Annotated in this window: 18 protein-coding genes; 2 read left to right on the top strand and 16 right to left on the bottom strand. The window is 41.2% G+C overall.

Annotation, left to right across the window (positions count from 1 at the left end; translation table 11 throughout):
• Positions 1-87: 87 nt before the first annotated feature.
• From H8S17_RS12880 to H8S17_RS12820, 14 genes are all read right to left on the bottom strand, one after another.
• A complete protein-coding gene (locus H8S17_RS12880; protein ID WP_186867606.1) occupies positions 88-2,265 on the bottom strand; it encodes a VirD4-like conjugal transfer protein, CD1115 family in 2,178 nt (725 codons plus the stop codon).
• Positions 2,266-2,271: 6 nt separating this feature from the next.
• The gene (locus tag H8S17_RS12875; RefSeq protein ID WP_186867605.1) at positions 2,272-3,390 is read right to left on the bottom strand and encodes a PcfB family protein; all 1,119 of its coding nucleotides are present in this window, start codon (positions 3,388-3,390) and stop codon (positions 2,272-2,274) included.
• Complete coding sequence (locus tag H8S17_RS12870; protein ID WP_186867604.1) at positions 3,390-3,794, bottom strand: hypothetical protein; 405 nt, start codon at positions 3,792-3,794, stop codon at positions 3,390-3,392. The genes H8S17_RS12875 and H8S17_RS12870 overlap by 1 nt, the downstream gene beginning before the upstream one ends.
• A 9-nt stretch (positions 3,795-3,803) precedes the next feature.
• Complete coding sequence (locus H8S17_RS12865) at positions 3,804-4,997, bottom strand: hypothetical protein (RefSeq protein ID WP_186867603.1); 1,194 nt, start codon at positions 4,995-4,997, stop codon at positions 3,804-3,806.
• 30 nt (positions 4,998-5,027) lie between these two features.
• Positions 5,028-6,452, bottom strand: a complete 1,425-nt coding sequence (locus H8S17_RS12860; protein ID WP_186867624.1) for a relaxase/mobilization nuclease domain-containing protein — start codon at positions 6,450-6,452, stop codon at positions 5,028-5,030.
• Positions 6,453-6,462: 10 nt separating this feature from the next.
• Complete coding sequence (locus tag H8S17_RS12855; protein ID WP_118092893.1) at positions 6,463-6,795, bottom strand: plasmid mobilization protein; 333 nt, start codon at positions 6,793-6,795, stop codon at positions 6,463-6,465.
• 4 nt (positions 6,796-6,799) lie between these two features.
• On the bottom strand, positions 6,800-7,330 hold the full coding sequence (locus H8S17_RS12850; RefSeq protein WP_118092892.1) for a multidrug transporter: 531 nt from the start codon (positions 7,328-7,330) through the stop codon (positions 6,800-6,802).
• A gap of 242 nt (positions 7,331-7,572) precedes the next feature.
• Complete coding sequence (locus H8S17_RS12845) at positions 7,573-8,556, bottom strand: DUF3991 and TOPRIM domain-containing protein (RefSeq protein ID WP_008116421.1); 984 nt, start codon at positions 8,554-8,556, stop codon at positions 7,573-7,575.
• A gap of 4 nt (positions 8,557-8,560) precedes the next feature.
• Positions 8,561-9,100, bottom strand: coding sequence for a JAB domain-containing protein (locus H8S17_RS12840; protein ID WP_008116423.1), 540 nt, complete (start codon positions 9,098-9,100; stop codon positions 8,561-8,563).
• Positions 9,072-9,200, bottom strand: coding sequence for a hypothetical protein (locus H8S17_RS16760; protein ID WP_008116427.1), 129 nt, complete (start codon positions 9,198-9,200; stop codon positions 9,072-9,074). The genes H8S17_RS12840 and H8S17_RS16760 overlap by 29 nt, the downstream gene beginning before the upstream one ends.
• Before the next feature lie 9 nt (positions 9,201-9,209).
• Positions 9,210-10,208 carry a DUF5688 family protein gene (locus H8S17_RS12835; protein ID WP_186867602.1) on the bottom strand — a complete coding sequence of 333 codons (999 nt, stop codon included), beginning with the start codon at positions 10,206-10,208 and terminating at the stop codon, positions 9,210-9,212.
• Between the two features lie 247 nt (positions 10,209-10,455).
• A complete protein-coding gene (locus H8S17_RS12830) occupies positions 10,456-10,629 on the bottom strand; it encodes a hypothetical protein (protein WP_015520972.1) in 174 nt (57 codons plus the stop codon).
• Between the two features lie 5 nt (positions 10,630-10,634).
• Positions 10,635-11,075, bottom strand: coding sequence for a hypothetical protein (locus tag H8S17_RS12825; RefSeq protein ID WP_005603533.1), 441 nt, complete (start codon positions 11,073-11,075; stop codon positions 10,635-10,637).
• Positions 11,076-11,086: 11 nt separating this feature from the next.
• Positions 11,087-12,007 carry a ParM/StbA family protein gene (locus tag H8S17_RS12820; protein ID WP_014081288.1) on the bottom strand — a complete coding sequence of 307 codons (921 nt, stop codon included), beginning with the start codon at positions 12,005-12,007 and terminating at the stop codon, positions 11,087-11,089.
• Positions 12,008-12,810: 803 nt separating this feature from the next.
• Between H8S17_RS12820 and H8S17_RS12815 the strand changes: the two genes are divergently transcribed.
• Together H8S17_RS12815 and H8S17_RS12810 are read left to right on the top strand one after the other, a co-directional pair.
• Positions 12,811-13,152: a MobC family plasmid mobilization relaxosome protein gene (locus H8S17_RS12815; protein WP_186867623.1), complete on the top strand. Its 342-nt coding sequence runs from the start codon at positions 12,811-12,813 to the stop codon at positions 13,150-13,152.
• Positions 13,101-14,471, top strand: coding sequence for a relaxase/mobilization nuclease domain-containing protein (locus tag H8S17_RS12810; RefSeq protein ID WP_186867601.1), 1,371 nt, complete (start codon positions 13,101-13,103; stop codon positions 14,469-14,471). The genes H8S17_RS12815 and H8S17_RS12810 overlap by 52 nt, the downstream gene beginning before the upstream one ends.
• 95 nt (positions 14,472-14,566) lie before the next feature.
• On the opposite strand, the gene H8S17_RS12805 is transcribed toward H8S17_RS12810, so the two are convergent.
• Entirely contained in the window at positions 14,567-14,851 is a 285-nt protein-coding gene (locus tag H8S17_RS12805; RefSeq protein WP_186867600.1) for a hypothetical protein, read from the bottom strand.
• A gap of 26 nt (positions 14,852-14,877) precedes the next feature.
• On the bottom strand, positions 14,878-15,456 hold the full coding sequence (locus H8S17_RS12800) for a hypothetical protein (RefSeq protein ID WP_118192892.1): 579 nt from the start codon (positions 15,454-15,456) through the stop codon (positions 14,878-14,880).
• Positions 15,457-16,029: the final 573 nt, after the last annotated feature.

The following is a 16,029-nucleotide window of genomic DNA, read 5'->3' as shown; positions in this document are numbered from 1 at the left end:
AGTACCACCATACAATTCCCAATTTACGAAACTCTTTCATTCCGCATAGGCACATTATACCACAGTTCCTGTGCCTATGCGACGCCTTTACTGATTCTTCCGATATGAACTCATCTTCTCCACCGTCACTTCCGGATAGAAATAAGTAAGAATCGTTGCTTTCGGAACACCTGCCGCAAGTGCTTTCTTCACTTCCTCTTTCTGCTCCGCTGTATATGACCAGTGCATCATTCGGTTTGTGATCGTATCCTCCCACTTCGGCTTCTCCCTCTCAGGATTTCTTACCGGCTGTCCTCCTCCACTGTTGTCTGAGTCCTTCTCTTTCTGCGATTCATCGGCATATTCAAGCTCATTTGCCTGCTCCCTGTCAATTTTTGCTTTTTGCTCTGCCTCGTCCTGCATAGAAAATCTTCTGTTCAGTTCCGCATCTCCAAGCATCATAAACTGCTCATAGGTCAGTGTATCAATATACACATTCTCTCCCTTATCCTTCATTTTTTCATAATGCTTAACGGCTTTTTCCGATAAAATCTCAAATGGTGGTCCGATGATACGGTCTGCTCCCTGTGTATTATGAACATACGCTTTTCCTTTTCCGTCCGCTGTCTGATTAAACATCGGGTGTCGGAATGGAATATACTTATTGTCCATTATCGGATCAAAACCACGGATAAAAATAATACATTTCTTATTATCCAGCTTTCTGACCTCATCGGGTGTAAACAGTTCCCTGCCTAAAACATCATAATTTCTTGATGAGCTTCCCTGTCTGCCCTTTGTCTCACCGCTTGATTTTTTATCAATTGTCCCCTTGCCCAAAAGCTCCGAGACATACTTGTGTGTACTCTGCTCATTGCCTCCAAGATAGATGAAAGTATCGCAGTTGCCGGGGATTGTTTCCCAAGTATCTTTAAAAAGTGCCTTTAACTGGGCAAAGTTCTGAATGATGATAATACTTGAAATCTCCCTGCTTCGCATTGTCGATAACAACGAACAGAAGTCATCTGGCAATGCGACATTCGCAAATTCGTCTAACATAAAGGTTACATGGATCGGCAGTCTGCCACCACAGTTAAAGTCTGCCTGATAGTACAATTCCTGAAATATCTGTGTGTATAACATACCGATAATGAAGTTATAGGATTTATCACTATCCGGGATTACACAAAACAGTGCTGTCTTTGTCTCCCCATCTCCATTTACTCCAATACCGATATCAGACAAATTTAACTCATCTTTGGAGAGCAGTCGTAAAACCTGCTTATTTTCAAGAAATGCAAGTCTTGAGTTTGCACTGATAATAATAGAACGAACTGTATCGCCCGCACCTCTCATACATTTGTTGTACTGTTTGACCGCAGGGTGATTTGCTCCAAGCGGCGAACTCTCCTCCAGAAACTTCATACGGACATCCAGCTTTGAAGCCTTTCCCGGTTCCTTAACCTCTGCTTCTCCAAGCAGCTTCAAAACTGTCTCAAAGTTTCGCTTTGCAGGCTGCACCTCCAGCCACACATAATAGAAAATTGCCTGTAAAAACAAGCCTTCTGCTTTCTCCCAGAACGGATCACTCGGCGTTGAGCCTTTTGGTGTGGTATTACTGATAAGATTGGTAATCAGCTTCACCACATCAGTTTCCTCTCTGATATAGGAAAATGGATTGTAACAGTCTGATTTATCCATCTCCAAAAGATTGATGACTTTTACATTGTACCCGTTATCCTTTAACATCTGCCCGCAGCTTCTTAATATCTCTCCTTTCGGATCAGTACAGATAAACGAACAGCTATGTGGCATCTGCATAAGATTCGGTTTTACTTCATAAAATGTCTTTCCTGCACCGGAACCTCCACAGATAAGAATATTTCCATTGAGCTTCAGCCTTCGGAAATCCAGCGACATTTTCACATTCTGGCTGAGTATCCGGTTGAAATTCTCATCTTTATCCGCCAGTATCTTATTGACCTGCTTCGGATTTTCAAATCTTGCTGTACCATATTCTTTGCCGGGCATATAGTTTCTCTGGCTGGTGTAATACATAATAATAGCCATTGCATAGATACATAATGCAATGGCTACTGCGTTTACTGTATTTGAATTGTAATAATTGGCAAAAGGAACTGCACACACTTCATTGAACCTGTTCATAAAGTCATTAAAGGCAATCCCTTCTGTCCATGCACCATTTATCAGATAACCAAGATACCCGGATAACACTGCACCCACTAAAATAAATATCAGTGACGGTTTTTTCTTCGTTGTCTGCATAGGCTCCTACCTCTCTTTTCTGGTAGTAACCGTTTTCTTCTTTGTGGTCTTTTTCTGCTCTTTCTGAACCTTTTCATATCGCTCCCTGACAGATGATTCTACCTTATCATAATGCGTATAAAGTTCGTCTCCCTTTTTCGTAGTTACCACACGGTTCTGCTCATCATAGAGTTTGTAATCTTTTCTGGTATCAAGGAATGTGAGCATTGTCTTTCCATTATGGATATCCATAACGTTATCCTTATGCAGCCACACATATCTGACATCTTTTCCCCATGTTCCCGGAACTCTGGTCTTTACTGCATGGTCGTTTTCTTCTGCAATAAGTTTCTTACTGATCGTAACATCTGACAGGTTCGTATTTTTTGAGGCAGATATTGCCCTCATTCTGTCCGCAAGGCTCTGATACCCTCTGATCCTGTTAGTGAAAGCCTCCTTATCCATCATTACCTTGTGTGTACCATCCTCACTCCTGCCGCCAAGCACCCCGATTGTCTCAAGCTGTTTTATTACATTTTCTGCCTGCTCCCCATTGATGCTGAAATTCTCCTTGACCTGATCCACACTGATAGCCTGTTTTTCCATAGCAAACATTCCCACTTTTTCAATGAGTCCGTCTATGGCAGAATTTACCTTATCCCCTTCTACCGTGTGGCTTTTCTCGTTTCCCTGCTGTTTTCTCAAAAAATCCATCAGCTTGCCGAGGGACTTTTCATCTCCATTCTTCAGATAGTCATCAAAGGTGGCAATCCTGCCAAATTTCAGCTTCTGTATCATCATATTCACACGGGGAACTGCCTCTGTATGAAAGATGACCTCACTCATACCGTCTGTCTTGTTACAGTCTGGAAGAACCGAATACAGGATTCCGTATTTCTTTGCCATTCTCTCAACCTTTCTCATATCTTCCGTTTTAAACTGCAATACCTGCAAATCCCCGCCCTTTAAGAGCAGCTTTCTCATAGATGTTTTTCCCAACGACTTTTCATAATCAAGCATCCCCTTTAAAAAGTCGATTGCCTTCTGCATGGCGGCAATACCGCCACTGCCTACTTTCATAGCAATCTCTATCCCGTCATATGCGACACGGATAATCTGTACCGCTTCCTGAATTTCCTCTGCCATTATCGCACCTCCGCTTTCTCTCTTATTGTTGTCCTTATTTCTTCCGCCTTTGTACTGCGGATTTCCTCTACTGAAACATCAATGCCATATGCTGTTAAAATATCAGACAGATGACTGATTGCTTTTTCCTCCTCTATCCGGTACATCTCAAGTGCCACAAGCAGGTTTTCGACCTGTTCCACCCACGCAGGCTTTATATCGTACTTTGACCTGTATGTGACCATAATCTCCTCGGACTGTACCTTATCCGTGGAATGTGCCAGAGCTTCGATCAGGGAAATCGTATCTTCCTTACTGCCGCTTCGGAAAGCAAACTGCACCACAAAGTTTTTTTCTTCTTCCGTGAACTCGTGTTCCACACCGTTCATCCCTGTTACCGCCTCATTGACTACTGCTAAATTCATAAGTACCTCCTAACCTGCCATACTGTTTTCAAGCACGGCAATCTCAATAATCTCTTTCATCTTTTCCGCTGAGACATTATTATTGATAAGTTCCACAAGCTGCCCTTCTGTCAGTCCCTTTTCTATGGCACTTTTTATCTGGACAAGCTGTGCAGGCACAAGATCACCGCTTGCAACCAGCTTTACAATGTCAGCTCTTGACTTCTTTTTGAATGAAAATCTGGCAAAAAGTGCCGCAATGCCGCCATTTGATTTTCTTTCTGTACGCTCAACTGGAAGATGCTGGATTACACGCCCGGCAGAGTCCGTAACAGGTATCTGATAATACACGGGTATTCCATTGTACATAGGTGGCACTGCCTGTGAATCTGCAAGTGTTTTCACTGTTTCCTTATTATCAGTAGCTGCCAAAACCTCTGACGGTCCAGCCTTTTCCTCTTTTTCCGCAACCTTCTGATCATCAGATGCCGCACTCATAATCTTATCCTCAAGAGATTCTATCCTGTCTCTCATACGCTCCATCTCCTTGTCCTTATGCTCAATGCTATCTCTTAATCTTGCAATCGTGCTGCTTGCCTTATTAAGTTCATCCTGCTGATGGATGATAATTCCATCCTTATCCTCATTTTCCTTTACAAGCCTTTCCGTGACTTCCTTATCTTCCTTTAATACTTCAACATCGGATAATTTTTTATTAAGGGCATCGTATCTTTCCTCCTGATAGTTGATTTTCTCCACTACCATTTCCATCTGTGCAATCAGTTCTTTCACATACTCTGAGTCCTGCGTATACTGCTCCGCAGCCTTTGAAAGCTGTGCCAGAACTTCTTCATATAATCTTCTCATCACAACGGGCTTCTCTCCCCTTGCCACAGCTTCCTGTATGGTTTCAACCGCAACTCCCTTTTCATAAAATTCCAGTGATACCTTCATCTGATTGCCGGAGAGCTTATTATTGTGAAGGATATTAAAAAGTTCCTCCGGAATCTCCTTATGCAGACCTTCCGATAACACTCTCATCTGTCCAATGTTAAAATTCTTATCCAGATACTTTTCCGTCTGCTCCTGCGTAAGTCCATCCTCAAGATCACTTTTTACAAGCCCGTACACCTCATCATCGAAATTCATTTCTTTTCTCAATGACTCAATATATCTGGCAATCTGCATATTGCTTAACGGCTTGTCATTCAGATTTTGTTCCATATGCTCCTCCTAACTGCGCAAAAAAACAGCCTATCTTACTGGCTGCTCTTTTCTGTCTCTTATAATCTCCCTGTTGTATTCTGTCTTTCTTCCATCTGAAATACTGTCCGGAATCATGCTGTTTAATATTGCCTTACCCGTATTCAGTTCCCTGAATACAACCTTTTCTTTCGCACACACTTCTGAATACTCCTCTTTGTAATGTCTTCTTAAAGCCTGCACTTCCTCAAGCGCATATCCCTGTGCCTGTAATTCCTGCTCCAGTGCCACCCACTTCCTATGCTCATCTTCAAAGAAGGTATCCCCAAGCCTGTATGACTGCTCTGCTGGCTTTAAGTTTTCCATCTCATCAGCCGCAGTAAAAAGTTCCCTGCTCCTTTCCCTTGCTTTATAAATCCGGCTCTTTTCTGCCGAAGTCTCTTTTTTCTTATCCGTAAGAGAAGCTATCGTCCCCACAAGTTCTTCTGCTGAATGGATATTATGCCTTGCAAGGAACAAATACTGTTCCTGCAGCTTATGCATTTTACGGATATCCTCCCTGTACTTCCATACCTGACTGTATGGTCTTTTTTTGAGTTTTCCCACCCGGTACAGCTTCGCATAATGCTTTTTCTGAAGTCCTGACAAGCCTGCCCTGCGGTATCTTTTAACTCTGCACTTTACAATGGAAACTTTCGGTATATCCTGTTTACTCTTATAAAACGCAATATCCTCTTTTACAATCCTGTCCCGGATTGCTTCCTCACAATACATATCCCCAAGAGATTTGCACCTTCTGAACCTTGTCATACCCTGTGGCTTGATTGCCAGATGTTTTCCCTGCTTTATCTGGTATCCCTTTTCAGACAGCAGTTCGAGAAATTCCTCATAGTCCTTCGCCTGCAAAATACAGGCATCCAAGTCTCTTTTTATCATATCGGACCATACAAAATTACCCTCCCTGTACTCACTCCATTCCTTATAGCTTTCGTGCTGCCTCTCCTTTTTCTCATCATCCACATCAATAATGGAGAGTCCATATTCCTGACACAGCCTGTTCGTGATAGGCTGGATATACTTTGCCCAGTCCCCTTTTTCGTAACGGTACTTTTTGCCGTCCACAAAACTCACGCTGTTAAATACGATATGGGAATGAACATGGGCTGTATTATCGTGTACCACAAACACCGCTTCGTATGACTTACCAAGATATTCCTCCACAAATTTCTGTGTAATTTCAAATGCCGTATCCGGATTTACCTCATTTTCCTTAAAGGAAAGTATGATATGATACCCCTGACGCTTATCAATCTTTCCAAAATTACGCTTGGTTTCCTTCATCTGCTCAAATGCGGTATCGACCTGACAGTTTATTGCACCCACCAGTCTGCCATCCTGTGTTTTGTCCGGGTTCATCACATAATCAAGTGCCCGCTTTAAATGTTTTCCGTGAAAATGCCCGCCACAGTCTTTCATATTAAGGATTTTACTGATTGCCAATCTGCACCACCGCCTCATTTACTTTCTTGTTCAGTTTACGCATATAGGCAACAAGCTGTGTTTTATCCTCTTTGGAATAAAGTCCTGCATTGTTATTGAATACGATCTGATTGATATTGATTCCAATACGGTTCACTTCATTGATAAGCTCTTTTAAGAGTTTCCTGACTTCCGGGTAATCATTCGGTTTCTGGCTGATGAGCAGTCTTAAATAATCTGCTTCACACATTCCGCTCTCCTCTGCCTTTTTTGCAAGCAGTTCTGCCTCCTGCGGCATAAGACGGAGCGTTTTCCTGATACAGTGGATTTTATCTGCCATACGCTCACCTTCCCCTCTTATCTGTACTGTAATCCTTTATTCCTTGTGCTATCGTGGCTGCCGCCTTTTCCAAATCACCCTTGCCCTCCAGATTACTGATAAACGCTTCCACCAGTGCCGTTGCAACAGCATCAATCTCCTTTGCATGACTGGTTTTATCAAATAATCGGTCTAACACACTCTCATCTGCCTTTAAACTGTCATACTTTTCCTGAAATTCGCAATATTCCTGAAAATCTTTCGGATCATCTTTCTTTGCCTCTGCGTGAAGTATCAGATCATAATTCCACTCACACACCTTATCAATCACATCATCTATCGGAAATGGCTCTATCTCACCGTTTTCCTCTGCCATATCCTGTCTGTACATCTTCCCCTCTGCATCCGTTCCGATTGCATAATCATGTCCTTCCATATAATTAAGAAGAAGTGCAGCATCTTCTATCGAAGGGTTGATTTGCTTATCATATACTTCTGCCCAGGCAATCAGTTCCTCTGGTTCTGAAAAAAGTGTTATTTCCCTGTTCTCTGCCACCTTGCACCTCCTTATCCGTGTTTCGTAGATATTCACTATGGCTCCAGTCACCGGTAAGTCCCCGGCGACTGCTAGATACGCATTAGAGACATCTCTGTCCTAATGCCATCTAGTTAGGGGAACATTCCCCTAATACCCCTGCAAAATATAGAGTGGTGGTACTTTGTTCTATCACTTTTTGAAAAAACCACCGCATTGTTCCACCATTTTCCGTAAAAACCACTGCTTTTTACCACCACTTTTTAATGGCACTGTCCGGCTATGGTCATCTGCTCCTTTTTCTCATCTGCAAGATTAAGTTTTGTTGCAACAAGCCATTCATTGTAATCCTTATAGCCTGCTGGTGGCGGACAGTCCTTAATCTCATAGCCCAATCCATAGTATTTTTCCATAAGTTCTGCGGCTGCTTTTCTGCCCGGTGAATCCCCATCAAGGCAGAAACGGATAAAAGAAATCTGTGGGTGTTCCCTAAGAAAAGTTTCAAGCGGGGCATCTGCAAGCATTCCAAGAGCCAGCTTATTTGATTCATGGTCGGCAAATATATCCACATAGCTCATAAGGTCGATTGCTGCCTCGAATACAACAAGCTCTGTACTGTTTACATTCACCACATTAAATCCATAGTTCTTATCATTCCCCTCCACATCACACTTGAATGGTTTTCCCTGTTTATCAAATACACCACGCATACTTGCAAATCTGGTTACTCCATTCTTGTCATTTCCTTTAAAGACAATGTTGTGATAATGCCTGCTCTCATATATGAGATTTTCCTTTAAAAACAGTTCTATCACTGCCTTACTGATTCCACGCTCATTGTTAAGATAGGATATCAGGTAGGAATTATCCCCTGCTGGCTGCGGAAGCACAAAAGGCCTTCTTTCCTCTTGCTGTTTCTTTGTGACCTGATGAACAAGCGGCTGCTTTGCAGTGCTTTCAATTCTTCGGTATCCAGCAAAATCCAAGAGCCAGAATACAGCTTCTTTTACACTCATTCCGCCAAATACACGCAGGAAGTCTATCTGTGAGCCGCCATTGTTTCCCTTATCAAACTGCCTTGACCATCTGTACCAGTGGCTTCTGTCATAGATACGGATTGAGTCCATTTCCTTTAAGGTGTGATATTTTCCAATCTTCTTTACAGTATAACCGAGGCTTTCTGCAACAGCACAGAGGTCTACGCTCTTTGCTATGGCAAGTTCCTCCTCTGTAAATCTTCCTTCCATACTCTCACCTTGCCTTTCCCTGCTCTGCCACAAGCGGTGACTTAATATCAAGGTTCCTGTAATCCGTACTGAGTGTAATTCTTGGATTATCAATCATTCCCTTTTCCTTGAAACTAAAGAAGGCACGATTATCTCCTCCCACGATGATATGATCCAAAAGAGGAATTCCAATAAGCTCACACAGCTTATTCATACGGTCTGTCATCATCGTGTCTGCCTTACTGGGAAATATATTTCCTGACGGGTGGCAGTGGATTAACATCATACTGGCAGCATTACTTAAAATACTTGCCTTGAATAATTCTCTTGGGTGTGCCATCGCTTCATTCAGCGAACCGACACTTGCAAAATGCACATTGATAGGCTTTAAGTCGGAGCTGAGATTTACAACACACACCACTTCCCTGTCGAACTGGCACATACAATCCCCCATTACAGCAGCTACTTCTTCCGGCTTGTTAAAGGACTGCTCCGAATAAATCGGAGCCTCCTTTACAAGCCTTATGGATACAACATCAAGTTTGAAGTCGTTCTTCTCTGTCACAGGAATCCGCCTCCTCTCCAAACTCAATACGGATAATAAAGTCACCTTTCTGGCTGTTTATAAGAGCAATCAGTTCTTCTACGGTAAGTTCCTGCTCCATAACTGCCTCCTATCTCGCCTTTTCCTTTGCGTCATATACAAGCTGCGGCTCTGCCACGATACCGTCCAGTCTCTTGTTCGGTGTATCCGTTGCAAGCGTGAGTTTCCTTAAATCTTTATCATAGTGATATACCTGATTGGAAAGTCTTTCTTCCAATGCCACCTCCTGCATATTCACCTCTGCCACCATCTGTGCAAGCTCCTCCGGTTCGGTCAGCTCAGTAGACACCGCAAGAACTTCGTGCACACTTGAAGGCAGGATATACAGATCACTTTCAAGGTTTTCTGCCAGTTCGTGAAGCTCATTCTCATAAAGCATTGATACTGCACCGTCAATTCCCCTGTTATTGGAGATTATCCACAGAGTCTGCTCCGGTGGAACTTCCCTGATCATCATCTCTGCTATCTCCTCCGGCATCCCGTCACTTAAAAACATCTCTTTCATAACATCATTCATATTTCTTATTCTTGGCGGTAAGATTCTTCTTGTGTTTTCAGCCGCATATTTAAAAAGCTGCTCCTCATTCATTTCAAGTCTTTCCGCAAGGCTGTTCGTAACCTTTATACTCTGAATACTTTCAGCATCCGCATTTATCACAAGTTTATAGATAATGGAAAGATCCTGAAATTCTCTGTGTGGCACCTGCTCCAGAAATGACCTGTTCTGTTCCGTATTGATAAGCTGGAATACTACCTTTTCATTGGCATCTTTGTATAAGCTGTCAACATCAACAACTTGTGGTGTCTTTGCAAACTCCATTGCCATAAGGTCACATGCCGCCATCAGTGTTTCCTCCAGATCACCACAGTTCTGATATTTCTCATACATATCGTTGATATAAATAGTAGGAGAAATATTAGTATCTTTGCCTCTGATACTGATACCGTCATAGGTCATATTTACCTTTTCCACAGGCATAACTACAAGCTCCATACCTTTGAAGTTATCCGGCATATAGTCCATAAACTTCTCTTTTACTACTTCCTTAAAAATCTCATAATTCATCATATCTGCTTATCCTCCAAACAAAAAAAGCGGGGGAACATAAGTCATTGGCTTACATTCCCCCGCAAGGTTGATTGTTTTTATTTTCTCTTTGATATACCCGTCAGCTCATTCCGGACAATCCCGTATTCTGTGCATTTTAACCTCCTTGATTATAACAATTTCTTAAATTTAAAGAAATACTTCACAAGTCTTCTGTTTTTCCTGTAAGCAGGAAAGAAGCCTTTTACCTCCATCGTCTCACCTCCCCTCAAAATGTTCCCATTCTTACGAATGAAAGAAATACTCTTGCTACCAGACAGAATAGAAGAAGAACCAACCTGACAAGTCCCAAGAACAGCTTGAATGCTCCAAGAACAATTTTCAGCATCCACTTGAGTACCTGTAAAACAGCGGTTCCTACGGCTCCTGCAATTCTTCTCATAATAATCAATCTCCTTTCAACATCCATCCCATTGCCAATCCTGCAACATCTGAATCATTCATAACATCTTCTTCCGGCTGTTCTTCCATATCTTCCTGTGGGTTTGCAATCACTACCGGCTGGCTGTTCTTCACTCCCGCCAAAGCTCCCCCAAGTAAAGAAATGACCTCTTTTCTTGCCTCACTCATTGCAGAATACTCAATTTCCTTTTTTATCTTTTCTATCTCGTCCCTCGTTACAAACTGTTCATATCTCTTTTCCTCTTTGGAGGGAATATCATCCTCTCCATAGTGGTCAATATAAAACTCACAGGCTTCAATCAGGAACTGATTCTTTGACTTATATATCTTTGGATTAAGCCCCTTTATAACCTCATTGATTTTAGCGTGTTGAGGATTGAGCAGATTCAGTCGGAATGTGCTCTCCATAATATGCCTTCGTGCCATATGACTACCCCCTATGCAAGTCTCTTAGCAGTTTTCAATCCCATAATGGCAAGCTGTTCATATCCTCTGGCATTTGCCTTTACATCAAGGATATAAGAGATATTCTTTGCTTCGTGATTGCTGAAATTCTTCATTACCACTGCCCCGCCACCTACAAATACAATCGGTGTAGTTTTAAGGTTATAACCAAACTCACGGATTGAGTTATATACCTTTTCAACAAAGTCCTCTATCTCAGCCTTGATAATCGCAAGGTATTCATCATCTATATCAGACCTGCCATATCGCATAATATTCTGGATTTCTGTTTCATCAACTTCCCCATTGAGCTGTCTTACACACTGCTCATTTATAGAACGCATACAGGTAATAAGTCCTCTTGGCACGGTAACACACTTTGATTCGTCCGGTGACTTGTTAATCACGGGCATAATATCTATTGTCCAGCTACCGATATCAACAACCAGCGTTTTCTTTGCCATAGTCGGTATCTTGTCAACCACAGCCGCATAGCACTGTGGGAATACCGCCACATCGTCAATCTCAATATGGTATGCTTCATTTTCATATCTGAAATCAACACGCTTATTCTTGGTCAGGTATTTAATAAAGTTATTTCTCTCTGCTCCAAATCGGGTAAGTGGAAGTCCTACTGCAAGAAATACCTTTGCATCTGACAATCCTCTTTTCTTCAATTCCTTTGCGACTGCTGCCAGTGTCAAAAGATAAAAGCTGTCATCTTCAACCTTTGTATCTTTCACTTCCTGCCTTACTGTTCCAATCTTGTAATACTTACCGTCGTACTCAAGAACATCTCCAAAAAGTGCCGGAGTAGTTGTAATCTCCTTTACCCCTGTGACAAATACCTGAGTTACGGTTTTCATCATTGACCAGCCGTGATCAATTCCTATTACCTCTAACTTGTTATTCATTTTTCTGTTCCTCCAAATCTTACTAATTTTGTTCATACAGCTACCCGTACCTTTCGGTTTGTGTTTCTATCCTATTTTCCTTGTCTCTGAAAGATCTGCCAACGATTTATATTCGATCACACTCTGCTCTTGCTTTCATAAGACAATACTTCCATATACAGCCACCTCTCTTTTTGCGAGATGACTTACATTCAGACCAAATCAGCTTCTTTTCTGCCATCTCCTGCTCATTTCCAATAAAAAAGGCCGGACAAACAGCCAGATACACTTTTCAGTGCAAAGCTAATTTAGTCCTACCTAAAATTATTACTATTCAATTTTCACCTCTCTTGGGTACATAAAGCACACTCAGCCCATGAATCTGAACTGCTCTATGTAATGGTCATATTTCGGATTGATATGTCAGCGCTGCCCTATCCTGTACCGATTTAAAGGTATAAAAATAAGGACTAAATTAGTTCCAACCCCTTGATTTTACTGGGTTTCTTCTAACTTGTCCCAATTATAACTCAAGCACCAAAAACAACCTTAGCAAGCACTGCCTGTGTCATGACACAGGCGAAATTCCCCACACTTTACTATCGTATATGCGTGTGAATTTCCATAGGGAAGCATCCCTAACCCTCTTTTATTTTTTCTTCGGTTTTCCTGTGGAATACCTTGACCTTTCCTGACGCTTTTGCTACAATTTGTTTTGGATAGTTATGCCCAAAACTAAATAAAACTTGAAACAAACTGTTGTAAAAATCGAACATTTTACAGCAGTTTTTTTGTACCCAAAAGAGAGAAAGGAAGTGGCAGAAATAGCAAAGCGAAACCGCACCAATCCGGTGCAATTTTATCTCAGCGATGATGAGCAGTACATCCTCAATACCAAGTTCAAAGCATCCGGCATGAAGAGTATGTCTGCCTTCCTGCGCAAGCTGATCTTATATGGATATGTGTATGATGTTGATTACAGTTACCTGCGAAATTATAATACGGAGTTGGGACGTATCAGCTCCAATTTAAACCAGATCGCAAAGAGGGTAAACAGCACTGGAAACATTTATCAAGAGGATATAAACGAAGTAAAGGAGTTGATGAATGAGGTATGGCATACACAAAAATCCATGCTATCAAAGCAACCGTTGATAAAGCCATAGAATATATCTGCAACCCGGACAAAACCGATGAACAAATCTATGTTTCGTCTTATGCGTGTACGCCCGAAACTGCGGCAATTGACTTTAAATATACGCTTGACCATTGCAGGGAAAACAGTCCCAACAAAGCCTATCATCTCATACAGGCTTTTGCTCCGGACGAGGTCGGTTTTGAAGAAGCGCACCACATTGGAAAGGAGCTTGCAGATAAACTTTTAGAGGGAAAATATTCGTATGTTGTTACCACCCATATTGACAAAGAACACGTTCATAATCACATCATTTTTTGTGCCGCTGACAACATCGAACACAACAAATATCACGACTGCAAACAGTCCTATTACCACATCCGTAAACTGAGTGATGAACTGTGCAGGGAACACAATCTTTCCGTCATCATTCCGGGTGGTGAACGTGGCAAAAAATACAAAGAATGGCAGTCTGATCAGAATGGTTCGACTTGGAAAACACAGCTTCGACAGGACATCAATTTTTTCATCAAGTCGGCTTCCACCTATGAAGAATTTCTGCTTCTTATGCGGGCAAAAGGTTACGAAATCAAAGGGGAAACTTTTGGAGAAGATGCTGCAAAATATATCTCTTTCCGCCCTCTGGACAAGGAGCATTTTGTCCGTGGTAGTGCAAGGTCTTTAGGGAAAGAATACACAAAGAAACGTATCCGGAAACGCATCGAAAAGAAACGGGAACGAAAGGCAGTTATCCCGAAAAAAGACTACTCTTCCCGCAAGATCATTGACACCTCGGACGAGAAATTCCAGAACAGTCCCGGACTGCAACAGTGGGCGGCAATCGAGAATCTGAAAATCGCCGCACAAAGCTATAATGAAGCTGGTTCTCTCTCCGATCTGGAGCATAAAATTACTGTAAAAAACGAAGCGGGAAAGTCCGCCAAACAGAGCGTTGTGGAACTGGAACACCGCATGAAAAACCTTGCGGAAATCATCAAATATGCCGAGCAGTACAAGGACAACCGCTCTTACCATATCGCCTACAAAAAAGCCAAGAACCCGGACGCATATTTCCGCAGATACGAGAGCCAGATTATCCTTTATGGCGGTGCAAGGCGTATGCTTGAACAGGCAGGCATCAAGCTAAAAGGATTGAATGTGGATAAGCTGCGAGCCGAATATCAGGCATTGGAAACGCAGAAAAAAGAACTGACCACAACCTACAAGAGCTGTGAAAAAGAGGTGTGGAATTTAAAGCGGAAACAGGAAAATCTTAATCGGTATCTCGGACGAACACAAACCGATCCGGTGCAGGAACAACAGACAAAAAACAAAAACCACAGCTTATAAACCAATAGGGGGGAGAAACTTTCGTTTCTCGGAGTACTTTGTCTACAGTCTGAATCAATCGTATTTTTTACGATTGATTTTCTGATTGCTTTTATTTAAAATATAAAATTTAAATTTTCCTTAACAGCCACATGACAGTTAAGTTCTCCCTGAAGTGCCCTTATGCTGTTATAAACCATACTGCTTTCCTGAATTTCATCTATGATAAGTATAGTCTCTTTTGAATTGCAAAATTCTTCCAGTCTCTCTTTTCTGCAATAATTGACCGTTCCAAAACGTAATGAATTTGATAATACAAGCTCCTCAAAATCATGTAATTGATTTTCAACAGCCAGATTTACATAGATTACCCTATCAGCATAAATTGCTACAATTATCAACAACTGAGCTATTCTAATCTTACCTTCTAATTGATTGAATCCAAATATTCTAAAACTTCGGATAAAGTGATTCTCGCATTGCCTTGTTCACTATTTAAAACTTCAGGTTTGCTCATATCGAATGAGGCTTGCGTCACATTTAACAGACTAGGATAAGCATTTTCATATGTTTGTGTAATAAACAGATATGTTTCTCCCACTTCGATTGTTGAAGCACCTTCTACAACAAAAAATTGACCATCTATCTTTCCACCTGGTCGTTTTATTGAAATTGAACTTGATTCTACATTTCCTTTATACACCTTTTCAATACTAATATCAAAAATTGTATATGGAATTTCTGTAGCTTCAACTAATCCAGTTTCAGAATCGGCTCCTGTTTCTGATTTAACATTCAGTGATTCATAATTAATTTCCGTAACTGTACCACTAAAAACTAAATCTGAAGCATCAACAATTTCTTCCGCAGTATCATATACAGGATATTCCGCTTGAATAATAGTAGTTTCATTTTCATTTGTTGTGGATTTTGAATTTGAACTACAAGCACTCATAACAATTGAAATCAATAATATGCCAACTAGCATAAACGCTCTTTTTTTCATATCATCATCCTCCATATTTAATATTAAAATTATTAATCATATTTCGCATTAACATTGTCAACATCAAATGTTTGTGGTGCTGTCATACCATTTCTGTTTCTGCTATATTTCATAATTGATGATTTTGATGTATCCAGAAGTCAACAAGTATTCACGTTAAGGTAGTGTAAATTCTTGAAAGTCATTTTCTATTGCTAAATAAAATATTTATAAACTCAAATCAGTCATTAAAGGAAGGTGTCATCATCACAAAAAGTACAAAATACTCTAATTATACGGAAATCTACTCCCTACAGCATATATCGGAATAGATTTTATCTCTTTGCCCTTTCCACCGCGTGTTATCTCAGCGACATAATTTTAATTGGGAATACAATCACATCTGTGTAAAAACAAACCACTAATAGTAAGGTCACAAACGTAATTGTTGTTATTAACGAGAATGCTACCCCCCCAGATAGCACTCTCCCTCTGAATCAATTCTGTTCTTCATCCAGCCATTCTTTTAGCTTTTTCTGTAACAGCTTTTTATCCGGCAAATATAATTTATACTCTTTTGCATAAATATTGGCA

Origin of the sequence: Roseburia zhanii (assembly GCF_014287635.1) — a bacterium.
In the GTDB taxonomy this organism is placed as follows: domain Bacteria; phylum Bacillota; class Clostridia; order Lachnospirales; family Lachnospiraceae; genus Roseburia_B; species Roseburia_B zhanii.
The sequence above is the reverse complement of the archived record's forward strand: the minus strand, read 5'-3'. Positions and strand labels throughout refer to the sequence as shown.